The 20,521-nt window shown below is 52.5% G+C and carries 18 protein-coding genes and 2 tRNA genes; 10 read left to right on the top strand and 10 right to left on the bottom strand.

The window, feature by feature from the left end; genetic code table 11:
• Positions 1-4: 4 nt before the first annotated feature.
• The 3 genes from tssC to ELK40_RS22745 form a co-directional block, all read right to left on the bottom strand.
• On the bottom strand, positions 5-1,549 hold the full coding sequence (gene tssC, locus ELK40_RS16295) for a type VI secretion system contractile sheath large subunit (RefSeq protein WP_127731863.1): 1,545 nt from the start codon (positions 1,547-1,549) through the stop codon (positions 5-7).
• A 32-nt stretch (positions 1,550-1,581) separates the two neighbouring features.
• Complete coding sequence (gene tssB / locus ELK40_RS16300) at positions 1,582-2,079, bottom strand: type VI secretion system contractile sheath small subunit (RefSeq protein ID WP_127731865.1); 498 nt, start codon at positions 2,077-2,079, stop codon at positions 1,582-1,584.
• A gap of 639 nt (positions 2,080-2,718) precedes the next feature.
• Positions 2,719-2,856, bottom strand: coding sequence for a hypothetical protein (locus ELK40_RS22745; RefSeq protein ID WP_159427010.1), 138 nt, complete (start codon positions 2,854-2,856; stop codon positions 2,719-2,721).
• Positions 2,857-2,868: 12 nt separating this feature from the next.
• On the opposite strand from ELK40_RS22745, the gene lpxP reads away from it, so the two are divergent.
• Entirely contained in the window at positions 2,869-3,789 is a 921-nt protein-coding gene (lpxP, locus tag ELK40_RS16305; RefSeq protein ID WP_024907634.1) for a kdo(2)-lipid IV(A) palmitoleoyltransferase, read from the top strand.
• A 358-nt stretch (positions 3,790-4,147) separates the two neighbouring features.
• Positions 4,148-4,219 carry a membrane protein YpdK gene (ypdK, locus tag ELK40_RS16310; protein ID WP_099458937.1) on the top strand — a complete coding sequence of 24 codons (72 nt, stop codon included), beginning with the start codon at positions 4,148-4,150 and terminating at the stop codon, positions 4,217-4,219.
• 52 nt (positions 4,220-4,271) lie between these two features.
• Here the strand turns inward: ypdK and alaC are convergent, their stop codons facing one another.
• Positions 4,272-5,510, bottom strand: coding sequence for an alanine transaminase (alaC, locus tag ELK40_RS16315; protein ID WP_127731867.1), 1,239 nt, complete (start codon positions 5,508-5,510; stop codon positions 4,272-4,274).
• Positions 5,511-5,896: 386 nt separating this feature from the next.
• Here alaC and ELK40_RS16320 point away from each other — a divergent pair, with 386 nt between their 5' ends.
• Both ELK40_RS16320 and ELK40_RS16325 read left to right on the top strand, forming a co-directional pair.
• Positions 5,897-7,603, top strand: coding sequence for a sensor histidine kinase (locus ELK40_RS16320; protein WP_115875940.1), 1,707 nt, complete (start codon positions 5,897-5,899; stop codon positions 7,601-7,603).
• A gap of 3 nt (positions 7,604-7,606) precedes the next feature.
• Positions 7,607-8,338, top strand: a complete 732-nt coding sequence (locus ELK40_RS16325) for a LytTR family DNA-binding domain-containing protein (protein ID WP_111965218.1) — start codon at positions 7,607-7,609, stop codon at positions 8,336-8,338.
• Between the two features lie 35 nt (positions 8,339-8,373).
• Here the strand turns inward: ELK40_RS16325 and glk are convergent, their stop codons facing one another.
• Complete coding sequence (gene glk / locus ELK40_RS16330) at positions 8,374-9,339, bottom strand: glucokinase (RefSeq protein WP_115875942.1); 966 nt, start codon at positions 9,337-9,339, stop codon at positions 8,374-8,376.
• A 205-nt stretch (positions 9,340-9,544) separates the two neighbouring features.
• Here glk and ELK40_RS16335 point away from each other — a divergent pair, with 205 nt between their 5' ends.
• Entirely contained in the window at positions 9,545-10,780 is a 1,236-nt protein-coding gene (locus tag ELK40_RS16335; RefSeq protein ID WP_127731869.1) for an ion channel protein, read from the top strand.
• Here the strand turns inward: ELK40_RS16335 and ipdC are convergent, their stop codons facing one another.
• Complete coding sequence (gene ipdC / locus ELK40_RS16340; RefSeq protein WP_127731870.1) at positions 10,781-12,439, bottom strand: indolepyruvate decarboxylase; 1,659 nt, start codon at positions 12,437-12,439, stop codon at positions 10,781-10,783.
• A gap of 184 nt (positions 12,440-12,623) precedes the next feature.
• Between ipdC and mgrA the strand changes: the two genes are divergently transcribed.
• Positions 12,624-13,622, top strand: a complete 999-nt coding sequence (gene mgrA, locus ELK40_RS16345; RefSeq protein ID WP_127731872.1) for an L-glyceraldehyde 3-phosphate reductase — start codon at positions 12,624-12,626, stop codon at positions 13,620-13,622.
• 127 nt (positions 13,623-13,749) lie between these two features.
• Positions 13,750-14,091 (top strand): DUF2502 domain-containing protein, encoded by a 342-nt coding sequence (locus ELK40_RS16350; protein WP_111965213.1) that lies wholly within the window; start codon positions 13,750-13,752, stop codon positions 14,089-14,091.
• A gap of 31 nt (positions 14,092-14,122) precedes the next feature.
• Here the strand turns inward: ELK40_RS16350 and ELK40_RS16355 are convergent, their stop codons facing one another.
• Positions 14,123-15,361 carry an Nramp family divalent metal transporter gene (locus tag ELK40_RS16355; protein WP_127731874.1) on the bottom strand — a complete coding sequence of 413 codons (1,239 nt, stop codon included), beginning with the start codon at positions 15,359-15,361 and terminating at the stop codon, positions 14,123-14,125.
• A gap of 348 nt (positions 15,362-15,709) precedes the next feature.
• Between ELK40_RS16355 and ELK40_RS16360 the strand changes: the two genes are divergently transcribed.
• On the top strand, positions 15,710-16,897 hold the full coding sequence (locus tag ELK40_RS16360) for a NupC/NupG family nucleoside CNT transporter (protein WP_008501591.1): 1,188 nt from the start codon (positions 15,710-15,712) through the stop codon (positions 16,895-16,897).
• A 44-nt stretch (positions 16,898-16,941) separates the two neighbouring features.
• Here ELK40_RS16360 and ELK40_RS16365 read toward each other — a convergent pair whose 3' ends face one another.
• From ELK40_RS16365 to ELK40_RS16375, 3 genes are all read right to left on the bottom strand, one after another.
• Positions 16,942-19,131, bottom strand: a complete 2,190-nt coding sequence (locus tag ELK40_RS16365; protein WP_127731876.1) for an EAL domain-containing protein — start codon at positions 19,129-19,131, stop codon at positions 16,942-16,944.
• Positions 19,132-19,346: 215 nt separating this feature from the next.
• Positions 19,347-19,422: transfer RNA gene (locus ELK40_RS16370), tRNA-Ala, on the bottom strand.
• Between the two features lie 41 nt (positions 19,423-19,463).
• Positions 19,464-19,539: transfer RNA gene (locus ELK40_RS16375), tRNA-Ala, on the bottom strand.
• A 217-nt stretch (positions 19,540-19,756) separates the two neighbouring features.
• Here ELK40_RS16375 and ELK40_RS16380 point away from each other — a divergent pair.
• Positions 19,757-20,119: a YfeC-like transcriptional regulator gene (locus ELK40_RS16380; protein ID WP_115875947.1), complete on the top strand. Its 363-nt coding sequence runs from the start codon at positions 19,757-19,759 to the stop codon at positions 20,117-20,119.
• 1 nt (position 20,120) lies between these two features.
• Entirely contained in the window at positions 20,121-20,513 is a 393-nt protein-coding gene (locus ELK40_RS16385) for a YfeC-like transcriptional regulator (RefSeq protein ID WP_127731878.1), read from the top strand.
• The last annotated feature ends 8 nt before the right edge of the window (positions 20,514-20,521 follow it).

A 20,521-nucleotide genomic window follows, 5' to 3' on the forward strand; every position in this document is an offset into this window, starting at 1 on the left:
CGCCTTACGATTTCGCTTTCGGCATCTGGGAAACCAGCGACAGGTTGACGTCCATCCCTTCCACCTGGAAGTGTGGAATCGCATACAATTTCACGCGGAAGAAGCCTGGGTTATCTTCAATATCTTCCACCACCACTTTTGCATCACGCAGTGGATGAGACGCCTGGAGTTCGTCGCCCGGGTCGGTCATTTCGGTCACCAGACTGCGGACCCAGGTGTTCAGTTCCAGCTCCAGTAGTCGACGATCCTTGGTGGTACCGATGTTCTCGCGCTGAATTAGCTTCAGGTAGTGGGCAATACGCGACAGCAGGAAGATGTACGGCAGACGCGCGTTGATACGGCTGTTGGCCGTTGCATCAGCGGTGTCATACAGCGCCGGTTTCTGAGTGGAGTTTGCTGAGAAGAAGCAGGCGTAGTCGCGGTTTTTGTAGTAGGACAACGGAATAAAGCCCAGATTCGCGAATTCGAATTCACGCGTTTCAGGGATCATCACTTCGCTCGGTATTTTTACCTGATTGCCTGTCCCCAGATCATAAAGATGGATAGGCAGATCCTGAACCGCACCGCCGGCCTGCGGGCCACGGATTTGGACACACCAGCCGTTATTAATAAAGCTACGCACCATGTTGGAAGCGAAGGCAAACGACGCATTCGTCCACAGGTATTTGTCGTGATCCGGACCTTTGACTTCTTCTACATAGTTGAAACTGCGAACCGGAACGGTATCCGGGCCATACGGTAAACGTCCCAGTACGCGCGGCATCACCAGACCGATGTAGCGAGCGTCGTCCGTATCGCGGAACGATTTCCACTTGATATACTCGGCGCGATCAAAATAGTTACCAATATCTTTAATCGCAGCGACGTCTTCCATTGATTCTTTGAGGAAGAATTTCGGGCCTGCCGAGCCGATAAATGGCATATGTGCAGCCGCAGATACTTTTGAGATGTTGCGCAGCAGAGCGACATCCTGCGCTGAAGCATCGAACTCATAAGCGGAAACCAACGCCGCAATCGGCTCGCCGCCTGGGGTATCGTATTCATCAATGTAGGTGTGTTTATACAAACCACTCTGGATGACTTCCGGGCTGTCTTCAAAGTCCTGGCGCAGCTCTTCTTTAGACATGCTCAGAAGCTCGATTTTTACGTTCTGGCGAAAATCTGTTTTATCAATCAGCGACTTCACTCCGCGCCACAGGCTCTCAACCGACTGAAACTCTTCATGGTGCATAACGGCGTCCAGCTGGCGGCTTATCTGGTAGTCGAGCTCAGCGATGTGGTGATCGATCAGGCTTTTATCCAGTTTTTCGACCTTCGAGCCTGCCTTGGTCAGGCATTCCAGAAAGACCTGCATACCTGCGGTGAGACGCTCGTCAGCGGTCGCATCCGACATCGCCTGCGCATCTTGCCAGATATCCAGCGCGCTCAGTTCGGAGACTGGGTTCAGATTGATTTTCTCAAACAGTGAAGCGTATACCCCACCCACAGCAGGGCGTTCCAGCACCACGCTTTCCCCGCCAGCAGTATTATTTTGTACAGACATGAGCATTCCTTGATTAATCCGTTAAAACAGCATGATGATTAAGGTTTTTTTGAAGCCAGCGCGGATAACTCATTTCGCAACTCAGCACTAAGCGTCTGGTCAAGAACGATTTTCTCCAGCTCTTTTCGGAAAGTCTGGTTATCCAGCAGGTTGGCCTTCAGATCGCGGAGCAAGTTGCGCATCGCCAGCATCGCCTTAAGCTGTGGAATTTGGGCCGCCACCTGCTCTGGCGTGAAATCTTTCATGCTCTGGAAAGTCAGCTGAATGTTGTCCTCACCGCCATCTTCAGACAGCGTATTTTTAACGGCCAGATTAACTTTTGGGGAATATTCGGAAAGAACGCTATCAAAATTATTTTTGTTGATATTAACTTTTTCACGTTCTGATATTGGTGCAGTTTCCTGCCCATTACTGAAATCACCTGTAACAAGCAATTTCAAGGGTAATTCCATTTTCTTGCTTGCTCCGCCAGTATGCAGGTCAAGCTTCAGGTTAATACGTGCCTTAGGCACCTCATTCTGAAAACTGTCAGCCATTTAATCATCCCTCTTTGTTTAGCTATGCCAACTTCACGGTATCGTTCTTAATGCGCAATAATAGAATAATGATCGAAACAAAATCAAATGCACAGATCATTTATCCACGACAAGAATTTTCTTAAGAATTTTCCTCTAATACATTATCGCAAATTGCCTAATTAACTCAGAAAAAGAAACTGCTCTTTTAGCACAAATCGAATATTTGTATCGCAGAAGGGATTGCAGCCAGAGAGATGTTAATAAAAACATCTTGTTTTGATTTGCATCACAGCACCACGCCAAAAAACGCTAAAGAACTGCAATATCTTATTGCGGCACGATTAAAAGGGGAACGTAATCGAGGAAAGAAGGCGACCACTCCATTGACAGCATGAATAATACTTAAGAATTTTCATAAAGAAAATTCTTAAGTATTATATGAAGGGATAAATAAACGCGTAAATATTTAATTTGGCGAAAATCAACGACGCATTTTTTTCGTTACGCTTTCTTTCTGAACGCTAACGCTACTGCGTTCCGCTGGAGGAGGAAAGGCGCTTTCCATGTGAAAGTCGATAAAATCTGTAAAATCAAGGACCTCTCGGACTGCCGCTTTTTTAATCAAAAACGAGTAATAGCACATATCGTATAACGGTGCTACATTACGCCGCCCGCCCAAATCAGCAGTGGCCAGGCAACGCCGTAAAGTTCGGTAAAGCCTGCAACCATCACCTTGAAGAACGGTCTTATCGGCACGTCGTATCGCAAACTCTGCGCTACCTTTACAGGCTTCACATAGGTTCTACTATTTTGTCTCAATCCAAATTTCAACGCGCGTTTTTACACCCGCGTTACTGGTTTACATGGTTTGGTCTTGGCGTACTCTGGCTGCTGGTTCAACTTCCATACCCTGTCCTGCGCTTGCTGGGGTCGAAACTGGGCAGCGCTTCCCGCGTTTTCCTGAAACGACGCGAATCCATCGCGCGTAAAAATATTGAGCTTTGTTTTCCGCAGTACAATGCCGAAGAGCGCGAGAAACTCATTGCTGAAAACTTCAAGTCTATCGGCATGGCGCTGCTTGAAACGGGCATGGCCTGGTTCTGGCCGGATGAGCGTGTCCGCAAGTGGTTTGACGTGGAAGGACTGGATAATCTGAAACGCGCGCAGATGCAAAAACGCGGCGTGATGGTCGTCGGCGTTCACTTTATGTCGCTGGAGTTGGGTGGCCGCGTGATGGGGCTTTGTCAGCCAATGATGGCAACTTACAGACCGCACAACAGCGCTCTGATGGAGTGGGTGCAAACGCGTGGCCGCATGCGTTCCAATAAGGCGATGATCAGTCGTAATAACCTGCGCGGTATGGTCGGCGCTCTCAAGAAAGGAGAGGCCGTCTGGTTTGCACCCGATCAGGATTATGGACGTAAAGGCAGCAGCTTTGCCCCCTTCTTTGCGGTGAAAGACGTTGCGACGACTAACGGTACCTTTGTCATTTCTCGATTATCGGGCGCCTCCATGCTGACCGTGACGATGGTGAGAAAAGCAGATAAATCAGGCTACCGTCTGCACATCTCCCCTGAAATGGCTAACTATCCGGAAAACGAGTGCGAAGCCGCAGCGTTTATCAATAAAGTCATCGAAACTGAAATCATGCGTGCTCCAGAGCAGTATCTGTGGATGCATCGTCGTTTCAAAACACGCCCTCTTGGCGAAGCCTCGCTCTATATTTAAGCTCTGCATGAAGGTTAGTTTCGCTAAGAAACTAACCTTTTCAATCACCTGTCTTCCCGCTGAAAACCCGTCACTCATTGCGTCGCTCAAAGTGAATTTATTGCGTTGTGAAATCAAACTGTCGCCGTTCCACGACACTCGTAAGTAGCAGAAATTATTTAAAAAAATCCCTCTTGTCACCCTTCATTTTTAGGCGTACATTAGCGCCGTCTGGCAACAGGAAAGCACAGAATTCTGAGCTGGAGTCGGCGGCGTAACGGGAAAATTCTCATTTTCGTTTTGACCGGATTTCAGCTCTCTATAATCAGGTGGACTCTGTTTTTAAATGCGTACCACAAGATACGCGGAGCGATGAAACGTGAAATATTTCTTTATGGGCATTTCGGTGATTGTTTTAGTCTGGGCCGGAACCTTTGCCCTGATGATTTAGTGAAGAACATGCAGTCAAAAAAACAGGAGCCATCGGCTCCTGTTTTTTTATGTCATGACGATGCGGGATGTTCTGCGACGCTCTTTGAGGTGAGAAGACCATCGGCACGGAACATACTCTTGATGCCCCTCACCGCCTGACGAATACGGTCGCTGTTTTCAATCAGGGCAAATCGCACATGGGTGTCGCCATAATCACCGAATCCAATGCCAGGCGAGACACACACTTTTGCATCCGGGAGCAGTTTTTTGGCAAACTCCAGCGATCCCATCGCCGCGTACGGTTCCGGAATTTTTGCCCAGACGTACATAGACGCCTTCGGCATTTCCACCATCCAGCCCGCTTCATGCAAGCCTTTTACCAGCACGTCACGGCGGCGCTTATACTGGGCGGCAATCTCGTGAACGCACTGCTGGTCGCCCTCCAGGGCAGCGATAGCCGCGACCTGCAGCGGCGTGAAGGTGCCGTAATCGTGGTAACTCTTAATGCGCGCCAGTGCGCTCACCAGCGTTTTGTTACCCACCATAAAGCCAATACGCCAGCCCGCCATGTTGTAGCTTTTCGACAGGGTAAAGAACTCTACCGCCACGTCACGCGCGCCCGGGACCTGCATAATCGACGGGGCTTTCCAGCCGTCATAGACGATGTCAGCATAGGCTAAATCGTGAACCACCAGCACGTCATAACGCTTAGCCAGCGCAACAACTTTCTCGAAGAAATCAAGCTCCACGCACTGCGCCGTTGGGTTCGACGGGAAGCCGAGGATCATCATCTTCGGTTTCGGATAACTTTCACGAATCGCACGTTCCAGTTCGTTAAAGAAATCGACACCTTCCACCAGCGGCACAGAGCGGACCTGGGCGCCGGCAATCACCGCGCCGTAGATATGGATCGGATAGCTTGGATTAGGCACCAGCACCGTATCGCCATGATCCAGCGTAGCCAGCATCAGGTGTGCCAGCCCCTCTTTCGAGCCGATGGTGACAATCGCTTCACTTTCCGGATCGATATCAACCTGATAGCGATCCTGATACCAGCGCGAGATCGCGCGACGTAACCTGGGAATACCGCGAGAGGTTGAGTAGCCGTGCGTATCCGGACGCTGGGCAACCGTGCAGAGCTTCTCAACGATATGCGGTGGCGTTGGGCCGTCAGGGTTACCCATGCTGAAATCAATAATATCTTCGCCGCGCCGACGCGCAGCCATTTTCAGTTCAGCTGTGATATTGAAAACATAAGGGGGGAGACGATCGATACGCGTAAAACGGCGTTCAGGACTGAATTCAGCCATAGATTCCTCAGATTAACGTTAGCGCCCGGACCGTCCGAGCGACGTTGCCACCGATGTGGCATGTTTAGAAAATAACCTGAAAAAAATCATGCTGTCGAGAGGGAAGTGAAAAAAAAGCAATCGCCTGAAAACCGGAACCCTGCTGTGACGAAAAGCGGAAGCCCCTGTTTCAGGGTTGGCTTTCTGATAGCCGTTATTTAACAGGATGATATCAAAACAGTTACCTGACGATACGCAGGCTATAAAAAATCAGGACGTGTCCGTTACCGACAGACAATCCCCTTTAGAAATTATGGTTTTTCCTCATTTGATAAACCTGACGGATAGCTGGTCAATACGCGCCAGGTTTTTTATCATGGTTCTTTCCCGTTTTCCCAGGTCTACTCGTGCACGAAATATTCACTATGCTGCTGGCGGTTTTTGACCGTGCGGCATTAATGCTGATTTGCCTGTTCTTCCTCATTCGCATTCGCCTGTTTCGCGAGCTGTTGCACAAATCCGCACACTCGCCAAAAGAGCTGCTGGCCGTTACCGCTATCTTTTCCCTGTTCGCCCTGTTCAGCACCTGGTCAGGCGTGCCGGTAGAGGGTTCGCTGGTTAACGTGCGCATTATCGCCGTGATGTCCGGCGGAATTTTGTTTGGCCCCTGGGTGGGCGTCATCACCGGCGTGATTGCCGGAACCCATCGCTATCTGATTGATATCGGCGGGGTGACGGCGGTGCCCTGCTTTATCACCAGCATTATCGCCGGGGTGCTATCCGGCTGGATCAGCCGCAAAATCCCGAAAAAACAGCGCTGGCGCGCCGGGATCGTGGCGGGCATGGTGTGCGAAACGCTGACCATGATCCTGGTCGTTATCTGGGCCCCCACCACCGCGCTGGGGCTGGATATCGTCTCGAAAATCGGTATTCCGATGATTCTGGGCAGCGTGTGCATCGGCTTTATTGTGCTGCTGGTGCAAAGCGTTGAAGGCGAAAAAGAAGCAAGCGCCGCACGTCAGGCCAAGCTGGCGCTGGATATCGCCAACAAAACGCTGCCGCTCTTCCGTCACGTTAACGCGGAATCATTGCGTCAGGTCTGCGAGATCATTCGCCACGACATTCATGCTGACGCTGTCGCCATCACCAATATTGACCACGTGCTGGCCTACGTCGGCGTGGGGGAACACAACTATCGCGACAACGATGACACCATTAGCCCGACCACCAGACAGGCGATTAACTACGGTAAAATCATTATTAAAAACAATGATGAAGCCCACCGAACGCCGGAAATCCACTCCATGCTGGTGATCCCGCTGTGGGAGAAAGGCGTCGTGACGGGCACGCTGAAAATTTATTACTGCCACGCGCATCAGATCACCTCCACGCTGCAGGAGATGGCCATCGGCCTGTCGCAGATTATCTCGACTCAGCTGGAGGTTTCCCGGGCAGAACAGCTGCGTGAGATGGCAAATAAGGCAGAGCTTCGCGCGCTGCAGAGCAAAATCAATCCCCATTTTCTGTTTAACGCGCTGAACGCGATCTCCTCGTCCATTCGTCTTAATCCGGACACCGCGCGCCAGCTGATTTTTAATCTGTCGCGCTATCTGCGCTACAACATCGAGCTGAAAGATGACGAGCAGATCGACATCAAAAAAGAGCTGTATCAGATAAAAGACTACATCGCGATTGAGCAGGCGCGCTTTGGCGACAAGCTCACGGTCATTTACGATATTGATGAAGAGGTCAACTGCGTGATCCCGAGCCTGCTTATCCAGCCGCTGGTCGAAAACGCGATTGTTCACGGCATTCAACCCTGTAAAGGCAAAGGGGTGGTCACTATCAGCATCACCGAAAGCGGAAACCGGGTGAGGATTGCCGTGCGCGATACCGGCCACGGAATTGATCCTAAAGTCATTGAGCGCGTCGAGTCTAACGAGATGCCCGGAAATAAAATCGGCCTGCTGAACGTGCACCACCGGGTCAAGCTGCTTTACGGCGATGGACTGCACATTCAGCGTCTTGAACCGGGCACCGAAATTGCTTTTTACGTCCCGAATGAGCGCTCTCCGGTCCATTCGACAACATCACTGTTGCCCCAGGTGGAGTAACCCATGAAAGTTATTATTGTCGAAGATGAAATTCTGGCTCAACAGGAGCTAACCTGGCTTATCAACACCCACAGCCAGATGGACATTGTGGGTACGTTTGATGACGGCCTGGACGTGTTGAAGTTTTTGCAGCATAACCGGGTCGACGCCATTTTTCTGGATATCAATATTCCGTCGCTGGATGGCGTATTGCTGGCGCAAAACATCAATCAGTTTGCCCATAAGCCGTTTATTGTTTTCGTTACCGCCTGGAAAGAGCACGCCGTAGAGGCCTTCGAGCTGGAGGCGTTTGACTATATCCTTAAGCCTTACCAGGAATCGCGGATTGTCAGCATGCTGCAAAAGCTGGAGGCCGCATGGCAGCAGCAGACAGCCCCTGCTAACGCCAGCCCAACGGTAAGGGACAACGACACCATTAATCTGGTCAAAGATGAGCGCATCATCGTGACGCCGGTCAATGATATCTACTATGCCGAAGCCCATGAAAAGATGACCTTTGTCTATACGCGGCGGGAATCTTACGTGATGGCGATGAACATCACCGAGTTTTGCAGCAAGCTGCCTGCGTCGCACTTTTTCCGCTGCCACCGCTCGTTCTGCGTGAATTTAAACAAGATCCGCGAGATCGAACCGTGGTTTAACAATACCTATATATTGCGTCTGAAGGATCTGGATTTTCAGGTGCCGGTGAGCCGCAGCAAGGTGAAAGAGTTCCGCCAGCTCATGCACCTGTAACGAAAAAGCCCTCTCCCGCGGGAGAGGGCCAAGCATCAGAGAATCTGACCGAGAACCTGACGCAGGTGGGCACCCGACCCCAGCAGGCCTGGGTTATCATGCACGATCAGATAAACCGGAATGTCCTGCACGTAGCTTCTGAAGCGCCCTTTATCCTCGAACCCGCCGCGGAAGCCGGAGGCTTTGAAGAACTCCAGGAAGCGCGGCACAATGCCGCCCGCAATATAAACGCCCCCGAAGGTGCCCAGCGTCAGCGCCAGGTTGCCGCCGAAGCGTCCCATAATCACGCAGAACAGCGACAGGGCACGACGGCAGTCAATGCAGCTGTCCGCCAGCGCGCGTTCGGTAACGTCTTTTGGCTGCAGATTTTCCGGCAGACGACCGTCTGATTTCACAATCGCCCGGTACAGGTTCACCAGTCCCGGACCTGAAAGGACGCGCTCGGCGGAGACGTGGCCGATCTCAGCGCGCAATTCTTCGAGGATAATGCCCTCTTCTTCGCTGTTAGGCGCAAAGTCCACGTGACCACCTTCACCCGGCAGGCTCACCCAGCGCTGAGCGACATGCACCAGATGTGAAACGCCCAGGCCGGTACCGGCCCCGTAGACCGCAATCGGCTTACCCTCGACCGGTTCAGCGCCGCCAAACTGGATCAGATGCTCAGGCTTCAGCATCGGGATCGCCATGGACACCGCGGTGAAGTCATTGATGATTTCAAGATGCGCAAAGCCGAGGTTTTTTCTCATTTCGGCGATGGAGAATGCCCAGGTATGGTTGGTCATGGCGACCCAGTCGCCGGTTATCGGGCAGGCAATTGCGATGCAGCCATCTTCAACACTCACCTGATGTTCTTCCAGATAGACGCGGACAACGGCCTCAAGGCTTGGATAATCCAGCCCGGAATAGGTTTTCGCCCGGGAAATTTCACCGCTACTTACATCGCATAATGCGAGGCGCGCGTTCGTGCCGCCCACATCACCTACCAACGCATACTTTGTCATTCTTCAACTGCTCCGCTAAAGTCAAAATAAATCTTTGGGACACTGTAAATTCAAGGCGTGATAACAACAACGACCGGAAGGTGAATGCCCATGGATTATCGATCTTCGTCACAGAATAACTTTACCGTTTCAGCACCTTTTGCACTATTGCCATAAGGCTTAATGTGCAAAGTAACGTAATACCGTTTTGTACAAGGAAATCATCATGCTCCACCCGCGAGCCAGAACCATGCTATTGCTGGCCATTCCGGCGCTCATCATTGGCGTGGTTTCAAGTCTGGTGCTCATTGTCGTGATGAAAGTCGCGTCGGTGCTGCAAACACTATTATGGAACGCGCTTCCTGCAGGACTGGGCGTCCCCGCTGATTCTCCTGCCTGGATCGTTGGAATGCTGACGTTAACCGGTATAGCGGTGGGTCTGGTGATCCGTTTCAGTCCCGGCCATGCCGGCCCCGATCCGGCACAGGAACCGTTGATTGGTGCCCCGGTTGCGCCCTCGGCGTTGCCAGGGCTAATCATTGCGTTGATTCTGGGCCTTGCCGGCGGCGTCAGTCTGGGTCCTGAGCACCCGATTATGGCCGTGAATATTGGCCTGGCGGTTTTTCTCGGTTCACGCATTTTGCCTCGTGTCGGCGCGCTGGACTGGACCATTCTCGCCTCCGCAGGCACCATCGGGGCGCTTTTCGGCACGCCCGTTGCGGCAGCACTGATCTTTTCGCAGACGCTCAGTAGCAATAACGACGTCCCGCTGTGGGATAAGCTGTTTGCGCCGCTGATGGCCGCCGCAGCCGGGGCGTTGACCACCAGCCTGTTTTTCCATCCCCATTTTTCACTCTCCCTGCCCCACTACGGCCAGATGCAAATCGCTGATATTTTCAGCGGCGCCATCGTCGTCGCCATCGCCATTGCGCTGGGCATGGTGGCGGTATGGTGTCTTCCACGTCTGCACCGGCTAATGCACAGACTCAAACACCCGGTGTTGATTCTGGGAGCCGGCGGTTTGATCCTCGGTATCTTAGGGGCAATCGGTGGGCCGGTGACGTTGTTCAAAGGTCTGGACGAGATGCAGCAGCTGGCCTTCAGCCAGGTATTTAGCGTCTCCGACTATCTGCTGTTTGCCGTGATCAAGCTGGCAGCGCTGGTGGTGGCCGCCGCCTGTGGTTTCCGCGGTGGACGCATCTTCCCGGCGGTCTTTGTCGGCGTCGCGCTGGGGCTGATGCTGCACGAGCATGTCGATGCGGTCCCTGCGGCGATTACCGTCTCTTGTTCTATTCTGGGGCTGGTTCTGGTGGTCACGCGCGACGCCTGGCTAAGCCTGTTTATGGCGGCGGTAGTCGTACCGGATTCGACGCTTTTCCCTCTGCTTTGTATCGTGATGTTGCCCGCCTGGCTCCTGCTGGCGGGCAAACCGATGATGATGGCCTGGCGAAACGACAAATAATCAGGCGCTATTGCGCGCCTCCAGCGCTTTGGTAATCGCCCCCAGCAGCGGCGGGATATCCGCTTTCGGCAGCATCACCTCAATCAGCGAGAGCCGCTCGTGGTGCGCTACTTTTTCAAGGACGTCCGCCAGCTGCTCCGCTTCACTGACCCGCCAGCACTGGGCCTGAGGATCAAGGCTCAGAGCCTGCGGGATTTGCGTCCAGTTCCATAGCGCAATGTCGTTATACCGCTGCTCAGGCCCATGGATCGCTCTTTCCACCGTGTACCCTTCGTTGTTAAGAACCAGAATGATGGGGTGTTGTTTATCCCGCAGCATCGAGCCGAGCTCCTGGATGGTGAGCTGCGCCGCGCCATCCCCCGTCAGAACAATCACGCGCCGGTTCGGGCAGGCCGTCTGTGCGCCAAATGCCGCCGCCAGCGTATAGCCAATCGATCCCCACAGCGGCTGGACGATAAAATTCACGTCCGCCGGCAGACGAAGGTCGATCGCGCCGAAGGCCGAGGTGCCCTGATCCGCAAGAATGATGTCTCCCGGACGAATAAACGTCTGCAGCGTTTGCCAGAAATTCGCCTGCGTCAGCGAGCCATCCGGCTGCGGGTAGGCCATCAAGTTTTGAGAGGACGGTACGGGCGTACCGTGCACGTGCTGTTTACACAACTCCACCAGCGTTTCGATTGCCTGAAGCATGGGGATGCCGGTAAACCAGATATCACCAACGCGTGAAGCATGAGGCTGAACTTCTATCGTTTGTGCCGGGGTGAGCTGATGCGTGAAGCCGGCGGTAAGGGTATCGGTAAATCGCGTCCCGATGCACAGCACGGTATCCGCCCCTTCAATCGCCTCTTTTACCGCGCCGGCGCTCGCCGAACCGCTGTAGGTGCCGTAAAAACCAGCGTGACGTTCGTCGAATATACCCTTGCCCATCAGCATGGTGGCGTGTGCCATCGGTACGTCTTTGACCCATTTCTGTAGCGCATGCTTCAGGCCGTGGCGCAGGGCAAGGAAATCGGCCAGCAGCGCAGTACGCTTGCTTCTGGCAAGCTTGTTCTCAGCGGCCTCCCGGAACGCTTTCAGGCAGGCGCTATCGGCATGCGCATGGCGGAGCGTGAGAGCGCTTACAGGAGGCGTGGCGGCCTTTTTTGCCACGTCGGCAGGCAGCATCAAATAGCCGGGGCGACGCTCCCGGAGCATAGTGGTTAACACCCGGTCGATTTCATAGCAGGCGTTTTGTTCGGTCAGGATCGCCTGTGCAGCAGTAATCGGCTCGCTCATATGATAAAAATGACGAAACTCACCGTCGCCCAGCGTGTGGTGCAGCAGCTCACCTCTTTGCTGTGATGCCATCCCCGGCGCTCCCACAATATGCAAGACCGGAACGTGCTCGGCGTAGCTGCCCGCAATGCCGTTCATGGCGCTTAATTCTCCTACGCCAAATGTCGTCAGCAGCGCGGCGAAGCCCTTACATCGGGCATATCCGTCCGCGGCATATGAGGCGTTTAACTCGTTGGCACAGCCCACCCAGCAGATATCGGGGCTGTCTATCACGTGGTCGAGAAACTGCAGGTTATAGTCGCCCGGCACGCCAAACAGATGATCGGCTCCACAATCTGTAAGACGGTCCAGCAGGTAATCGGCGACGCAGTATGGGGTACGCATGAACAGGTATCCTTCTAATGTTGACCTCACCTTGAGTATTAAATAAGCGTGATGGCTGTCCAGAATTGGCGATAAGAAGGGCATGGAAAGAATGCTTTACAAAAAAGGCTGCGCTATGCTGCTTTTTTCCTAAAAATGTAAACGCATACACTGATTTTTCACTTCAGCGCCAGAGGTTTCGAAAATGGGTTATCAGCCGGACAAAAATCGTTACGGGACAATGGAGTATCGCCGCTGTGGGCAAAGCGGGCTCAGGTTGCCCGCCATCTCGCTCGGGCTGTGGCATAACTTCGGTGACGCCACGCTTATCGAAAACAGCCGTCAACTTTTACAGCGTGCGTTCGATCTGGGCATTACGCATTTCGACCTTGCCAACAACTATGGCCCGCCACCGGGATCGGCCGAACGTAATTTCGGCCGTATTTTACAGGAGGACTTCCAGCCCTGGCGCGACGAGCTAATCATCTCAACCAAAGCGGGCTATACCATGTGGGAGGGTCCTTACGGCGACTGGGGGTCACGCAAATACCTGCTGGCAAGCCTCGATCAAAGCCTGAAGAGGATGGGGCTGGAGTATGTGGATATCTTCTATCATCACCGTCCTGACCCGCAGACGCCGCTGCTGGAAACCATGAAAGCGCTTGACCATGCGGTGCGTCAGGGGAAGGCTCTGTATGTTGGATTATCCAACTACCCCGCTGAACTGGCCCGCAAGGCGATTGATATCCTTGACGATCTCGGTACGCCCTGCCTGATCCACCAGCCGAAATATTCCCTGTTTGAGCGTGCGCCGGCAGAAGAATTGCTGGACGTGCTGCAGGAAAAAGGAGTCGGCTGTATTCCCTTCTCGCCGCTGGCCGGTGGGCAACTGACCAACCGTTATTTGAACGGCATTCCCGCAGACTCACGCGCGGCAAGCGGCAGTCAGTTCCTTAACCCCGACCAGCTCACCGAAGAGAAGCTGGAGAAGATTAGAAAGCTGAACGCCATGGCGGAAGAGCGCGGCCAGAAGCTGTCCCAGATGGCGCTGGCCTGGGTATTACGTCATGAGAGTGTGACCTCAGTGCTGATTGGGGCGAGTAAAGCGGCTCAAATTGATGACGCCGTGGGGATGCTGGCAAACCGCCATTTCTCTGTGGATGAGTTGGCCCGTATAGACGCGATCCTGAGCAGTTCAATATAAAACCGTTTTTAGCAAAAAGTGCTCTCCCCCAGGAATTCGGAGTTGAGGCGATGATACGAAGCTTTACCAACTCGTAAAATTGCGTTAACAGGCCCACCAAAGGCCCCGATCGTGAAGGAGAAAGAGTATGTTCAGGTCACTGATTCTTGCAGCGGTATTACTGGCTTCGGCGCCGCTGATCGCCACTGCGGGCGAAATCACCCTGTTGCCATCAGTAAAATTACAAATTGGCGATCGTGACGACTACGGCAGATACTGGGACGGCGGCTACTGGCGCGACCGTGACTACTGGCACCGTCATTATGAATGGCGCGGCGATCGCTGGTGGAAACATGATAACGGCAGACACCGCGGCTGGTATAAAGACAACGCGTATGAGCGCGGCTACCGTGAAGGCTGGAACGATCGTGACGACCGTCGCGGCGGCTGGGGTCGCGGGAAAGGTCATGGTCACGGCCATCACCACTAATAAAAAAGGAGCCATGGAGGCTCCTTTTTTGTTAAAGACCCAGTGCGGTTCCCGCCAACAACCACAGGTTCAGCGCAACGACCACTACCACGATGGCCCACCCGGTTCGTTTTACCAGCGTTGAGTTAACCAGCTCGCCCATCAGAGTTTTGTTGCTGGTAAAGATCAGCAGCGGCACCAGCGCCAGCGCGATACCAAAACTCAGCAGAACCTGGCTCATGACCAGAATTCGCGTTGGGTCGAGACCCATCAGAATCACCACAAATGACGGCAGCATGGTGACGGAGCGACGAACCCACAGCGGAATGTGGAAGCGGACAAACCCCTGCATCACAACCTGGCCTGCCAGCGTGCCCACCACCGTAGAAGAGAGGCCGGCAGCTACCAGGCTGAGACCAAATATCGTGGCGGCAGCATGGCTCAGCAACGGCTCCAGCGTGAGATACGCCTGGTCGAGATCGGCAATACCGGTATGACCGTTAAAGTGGAAAGCCGCGGCTGCAGTCGCCATCATCGCCAGGTTTACAAACCCTGCGATGGTCATAGCGATCGCGACGTCCCACTTGGTGGCGGAGTAACGCTCTTTACGCGTCCCACCGTGGAGATGCTGCGTCAGCGAGGAGTGCAAATAAATCACGTGCGGCATGATGGTCGCCCCCAGCACCCCGGCGGCCAGGAACACCGCTTCCGACGTTGGCAGGCTTGGGATCGCCATCCCTTTACCGAGCTGTGCCAGATTCGGCTGTGAGAAAATCAGCTCGACAATGTAGGCCGCCGCCACAAAAAGCAGCAGACCACCAATCACCTTCTCCAGCGGCTTTTGACCCCGACGCTGCAGCATCAGGATGAGGAAAGTGGCAATCCCGGTCAGCACCGCCCCTTGCAACAGCGACACGCCCAGAATCAGCTTAAAGCCGATCGCTGCACCGATAAACTCAGCGAGGTCAGTGGCCATGGCGATGATTTCAGCCTGAACCCAGTAGAGCCAGACGGCGGGGCGCGGGTAATGGTCGCGAATTTGCTCCGCCAGGTTTTTACCCGTCGCAATCCCCAGCTTTGCGGAGAGCATCTGAATCAGCATCGCCATCAGGTTAGCCCAGACGACCACCCACAGCAGCTTATAGCCGAAGCTGGCCCCGGCCTGAATATTGGTCGCAAAGTTTCCTGGATCGATATAGCCAATGGCAGCGATGAATGCAGGTCCCATTAATGCGAACCGCAACTTGCGCGCGGCTCTGCCACTGCTACCCTCTACGCGACTGTTTGTCATTTCTGCCTCTGAAATATAGCCTTTGCTATGTTTAATGCTATCAAAATGAGAATGATTATCAAGATCATTTATAAAGTTTGCAGTGATTTCTCTGATAGCTTTGAACGATAGACGGGCGTGTAAGTGGGGCGATCTAACCGAAACTGAAATCGCGCATGCTTTTGTGAAGACTAGCACACAAACTTAACTTTTCACTCATTTACCTAACATAACAAAAATGTATTGTGGATCACTATTTTTGAGACTCGTCACAGGATGTAACTATAGTGTGTCCTCGATCTCGTTTTCTTTTCGCTTGTTACATAGAATGTGCACGAAAATTAAACCTGCCTCATATTTGGAGCAAATATGGACCGCGTCCTTCATTTTGTCCTGGCACTTGTTGTCGTTACTGCACTTGCATTGCTGGTCAGCACAGACCGCAAAAAAATTCGTATCCGTTATGTTGTTCAACTGCTGGTCATTGAAGTTTTACTTGCGTGGTTCTTCCTGAACTCCAACGTAGGCCTCGGCTTCGTGAAAGGCTTCTCCGAAATGTTTGAAAAACTGCTCGGATTCGCCAACGAAGGGACCAACTTTGTCTTCGGTAAAATGAACGACGAAGGTCTGGCGTTCTTCTTCCTGAAGGTTCTCTGCCCTATCGTCTTCATCTCCGCGCTGATCGGTATTCTGCAGCACATCCGCGTTCTGCCGTTCGTGATTCGTGGAATTGGTTTCCTGTTATCCAAAGTGAACGGTATGGGCAAGCTGGAATCCTTCAACGCCGTCAGTTCCCTGATCCTCGGTCAGTCTGAGAACTTCATCGCGTATAAAGATATTCTCGGCAAGATGTCCCGCAACCGCATGTACACCATGGCGGCAACCGCAATGTCTACCGTTTCCATGTCTATAGTGGGCGCGTATATGACCATGCTGGAACCAAAATACGTGGTTGCTGCGCTGGTTCTGAACATGTTCAGCACCTTTATCGTTCTGTCGCTGATCAACCCGTACCGCGTTGACGCAAGCGAAGAGAACATTCAGATGTCAAACCTGCACGAAGGCCAGAGCTTCTTCGAAATGCTGGGTGAGTACATTCTGGCCGGTTTCAAAGTCGCGATTATCGTTGCCGCCATGCTGATCGGCTTCATTGCGCTGATTTCTGCGCTGAACGCCCTGTTCGCTGCGGTGCTGGGTATCTCCTTCCAGGGGATTCTGGGCTACATCTTCTATCCGGTTGCATGGGTGATGGGTGTTCCGGCTCACGAAGCGCTGCAGGTGGGCAGTATCATGGCAACCAAGCTGGTTTCTAACGAATTCGTTGCAATGATGGATCTGCAGAAAATTGCCAGTACGCTTTCTCCGCGTGCGGAAGGCATTCTCTCCGTGTTCCTGGTCTCCTTCGCGAACTTCTCGTCCATCGGGATTATCGCGGGTGCGATTAAAGGTCTGAACGAAGAACAGGGTAACGTGGTATCTCGCTTCGGCCTGAAACTGGTTTACGGCTCTACGCTGGTGAGCGTCCTGTCAGCGTCCATTGCGGCACTGGTCCTGTAACGTTTACCGTGAAACAAAAACCGGGAGCCAGGCTCCCGGTTTTTTTATGTCCGTAATTCTTCCAGCGGTTTGGGTTTGCCTATCAGGTAGCCCTGCAGGTAATCCACACCGAAGCGGAGCAGCATCTCCCGCTGCGCCGGAGTTTCCACATATTCCGCGACGACGCAGAGCGATTTTGTCTTTGCCAGATTACACATCGACTGCACAATCATTGCATCCATGTCGTCTGTACAAATGTCTTTCACAAAGCAGCCGTCGATTTTAATGATGTCCGCCTGCAGGCGTCTGAGACGTTCATAGTTAGCGTAGCCAGTACCAAAATCATCGATGGCGATCCGGAAACCATACTCCCGCAATTGCTGAATATTATTGATACTCGTGCCTGAATTTGAGAAAGCCTGCTCTTCAGTAATCTCGATCACGACGGCCTGCGGTGCCACGCCGTACCGTTCAAACAGCGCGCAAATCTCGGTCGCCACCTCTTTTTGCATCAGCGTCAGCGGCATCAGGTTGACGGAAAAACGGGCGCCAGCGTGCGTTGCAGGGTTATCTCGCAGCCATACCAGTAATTTTTCCATGACGCACATATCAAACCGGTGGCTGAGGTTGAACTGCGCAATCAGCGGAATAAAGCGGTCAGGGGTAATAATCTCCCCCTCGCTCTCCATTCGCGTCAGGATTTCATAGTACCCGCTCCCGTCCGCCTTCTGGATCGGCTGCGCATACAAATTGAACTGCCCCGCCTCCAGGGCATGCTTAATCCGAGCCAGCATCAGGACACGCTCTGTCGTTTGCCCTGATGCCACCTCAAGACTATTCGTTAGCGCGAGTACGTTTTGCTCTCCGCAGGCCTGTTCTGCCAGCCAGCTTAGCTGCCCCAGCGTGTGATGCAGTTTCTCGCCGTCTTCGACCATTCCCCATGACGCGCCAAACTCAATATCCAGCCCGGTGTTGTTCCAGAAAATCTTATTGCTGTTGAGCCGATCGACCATATGCTGGAGACGTTCAGCAATTTCCGGCCCGAGCAAGACCAGCACCAGCTCGCTTCCGGGCAGCTGGAAGAGCAGCTCATCTTTTTGCAGGAGCGGCTGAAGCGACGTGGCGATCGTTCGTTTGCAGTGGACCCGCATGATAATCCCGTAGTGGCGGCTCAAAAACTCCAGATTATCCATGCGCAAAATGCACACTTTGGCATCCGGATGAATTTCAAGGTAATCCTCCAGCGCACGAATATTAGGCAGACCGGTAAGAGGATCGGTCAGCGCCCTGTCCTGCCAGCCCCGCTTCAGCCACTCGCTGCGCTGGTAAATTCGCGACATGTAAAGCAAGCAGATGGCGAAAGAGATCAGCACGGAGAGGATAAAGGAGAGCGAATGTCCCGATTCCACCCCGTTAAGGAAATTATAGTTGTATGTCAGCAGCAGGAGCGCTGAGGTGGCCCACAGCAGAGAAATCAACGCATAGGTCAGGCGGCTTATCGCTAAGGTAAAAAGAATAAATATCAGCGGCATCAAATAGCCCGCAATGACCGGTGACTCAAAAGGACCACATAAAATGACAAGAATGAAGCTTAAAAGCGCTAACCAGACAAAAATATATAATGGATTCTTGTGATAAAACACGGGCTTCACGCTTCGCCGCCAGAAGGTGACGGCATAACGAGGATTAATTATCATTCTTAGCGGGTAATAGAACATCATGGTAAAAATCAGCGCCGCGCATATCAGGCTTTGAATATCCACAACGTTATAAATTACCGTGCCTTCGCCGAAATAGGTCGAAATTGTCACCGGAAAATCAAACAAATAGCCTGCCATATACATCGACAGCTTAATACCTAATGGCACGACAAAACCGAGCCAGAATATACGAAGCCCGATGTGTTTGTTAGGGATACTGTAGCGCCAGCGCTTGCCCAGCATAAGGCGTAGCAGGCCGCATCCCGCGAATAACGCAAAGGTCTGACAGAACAGTAAAACTGGATATTGTAGCGGCGCTAAATTAATATAGAATAAATTAGTGACAGTAAAACCTAACAGAATGGGAAGAATTGCTCTGCGCCCAAATATCAGAATGATCGCCAGCATAACGCTGAGTGGCAACCATGCTAAATAAACGTCGTGACCATTAACAATTGCGCGTGGAGAAAGATAACGGGAGACAGGTACCGCAATCAGGCAAAGTACCAGGGCAATCGTAAATATCTTTACATTATCATACGTTTTTTTATTCATTAATCAGGGACGTTATTTTCCAGGAGAATCATTGACCGGATGGATAATAGGTTTATTAATTGCGCGAATCAAGTTCAAGTCTATTTATAGACCGGTTTATTGATTACGATTGAGGTGAGGTACAGAAATACCTTCTTTTTGATAACAAAATGCGGTAAAGGGCGTTACAAACAGATAAAAAAAAACCCCCGTCATTCGACGAGGGTTTACAATTTTGGTGGAGCTAAGCGGGATCGAACCGCTGACCTCTTGCATGCCATGCAAGCGCTCTCCCAGCTGAGCTATAGCCCCACATATGACTTTACTGACCGCACTCTGTTGGGTTCAGAGTTTGGTGGAGCTAAGCGGGATCGAACCGCTGACCTCTTGCATGCCATGCAAGCGCTCTCCCAGCTGAGCTATAGCCCCATCGTAAAGCTGTCATGTTGACGGGCGGCATAATATGAATTCCGCTGCGGAGTGTCAACGGCAAAATCAATTCCAGCTATTCAATCGCCGAAAAATCATGCAAATGAATCACTTTGCGAGCCTGCTCGCAGTCAGGAGTTAAGCCTGTCACGTTTTCACGTTAAAGGGTGCTATAAAATGAGCCGCTAATTAACCCCACAGATATTCAGGAAATTGCATGATCAAGGAACGAATGACGCCAGAAGAGTTAGCCCTCCTCACTGGCTATAGCCGACAGACCATCAATAAATGGGTACGCAAAGAGGGTTGGATTACGTCACCAAAGCCAGGCGTCCAGGGCGGGAAAGCGCGTCTGGTACATGTGAACGAAAAAGTCCGTGAATTTATCCGCAGTGCACGTCGGGCAAGCGAAACATCCGAACTGCCAGAAGGCGTCAGTCATGATAGTTCACTTCACACCCTGCTCCTGACGCTAGCCAATGAAATGACGCCGGAAGAGCAGAAGCAGATGACATCGCTATTACTGCGGGAAGGGATCACCGGATTATTGCAACGTTTAGGGATTCGCGATCGGGACTGATATGAAAAGATTACGGAGCAAAATGACCACGGAAGAGCTGGCGGAGAGTTTGGGCGTCGCCAGGCAAACGGTTAATCGTTGGATACGCCAGCAGGGATGGAAAACCGAAGGGCTCAACGGCGTGAAAGGCGGTCGCGCGCGACTCATTCATGTCGATGCGCGCGTGAAGGAACATATTATGAGCCTCCCGGCAATTCGCACCCCTCACGAGGTTTACCATCTCGCGGAGGCCAAGTCTTCCTACAATACCCCCTCTTCAAACCTGTATCCGGGCATTATTGAGACGCTGGAGAGTATGACTAAGCCGGAGCAGAAGCGTCTGGATGCGTTATTGAAGCGCGAAGGCATACACGGATTTCTTAAGCGTCTGGGGATAGCAGGAGAAGAAGCATAAAAAAACGG

The sequence above is a fragment of the Enterobacter sp. N18-03635 genome (assembly GCF_004006055.1).
Classification (GTDB): domain Bacteria; phylum Pseudomonadota; class Gammaproteobacteria; order Enterobacterales; family Enterobacteriaceae; genus Enterobacter; species Enterobacter vonholyi.

Bases quoted from the DNA above. Each gene is read 5' to 3' on its own strand.
- mgrA (WP_127731872.1), top strand. From the start codon at position 12,624: ATGGGTTATCAGCCGGACAAAAATCGTTACGGGACAATGGAGTATCGC.
- ELK40_RS16325 (WP_111965218.1), top strand. From the start codon at position 7,607: ATGAAAGTTATTATTGTCGAAGATGAAATTCTGGCTCAACAGGAGCTA.
- ELK40_RS16360 (WP_008501591.1), top strand. From the start codon at position 15,710: ATGGACCGCGTCCTTCATTTTGTCCTGGCACTTGTTGTCGTTACTGCA.
- tssC (WP_127731863.1), bottom strand. From the start codon at position 1,549: ATGCTCATGTCTGTACAAAATAATACTGCTGGCGGGGAAAGCGTGGTG.
- ipdC (WP_127731870.1), bottom strand. From the start codon at position 12,439: ATGCGTACCCCATACTGCGTCGCCGATTACCTGCTGGACCGTCTTACA.
- tssB (WP_127731865.1), bottom strand. From the start codon at position 2,079: ATGGCTGACAGTTTTCAGAATGAGGTGCCTAAGGCACGTATTAACCTG.
- glk (WP_115875942.1), bottom strand. From the start codon at position 9,339: ATGACAAAGTATGCGTTGGTAGGTGATGTGGGCGGCACGAACGCGCGC.
- alaC (WP_127731867.1), bottom strand. From the start codon at position 5,510: ATGGCTGAATTCAGTCCTGAACGCCGTTTTACGCGTATCGATCGTCTC.
- ELK40_RS16350 (WP_111965213.1), top strand. From the start codon at position 13,750: ATGTTCAGGTCACTGATTCTTGCAGCGGTATTACTGGCTTCGGCGCCG.
- ELK40_RS16335 (WP_127731869.1), top strand. From the start codon at position 9,545: ATGCTCCACCCGCGAGCCAGAACCATGCTATTGCTGGCCATTCCGGCG.
- ELK40_RS16355 (WP_127731874.1), bottom strand. From the start codon at position 15,361: ATGACAAACAGTCGCGTAGAGGGTAGCAGTGGCAGAGCCGCGCGCAAG.
- ELK40_RS16385 (WP_127731878.1), top strand. From the start codon at position 20,121: ATGAAAAGATTACGGAGCAAAATGACCACGGAAGAGCTGGCGGAGAGT.
- ELK40_RS16380 (WP_115875947.1), top strand. From the start codon at position 19,757: ATGATCAAGGAACGAATGACGCCAGAAGAGTTAGCCCTCCTCACTGGC.
- ELK40_RS16365 (WP_127731876.1), bottom strand. From the start codon at position 19,131: ATGAATAAAAAAACGTATGATAATGTAAAGATATTTACGATTGCCCTG.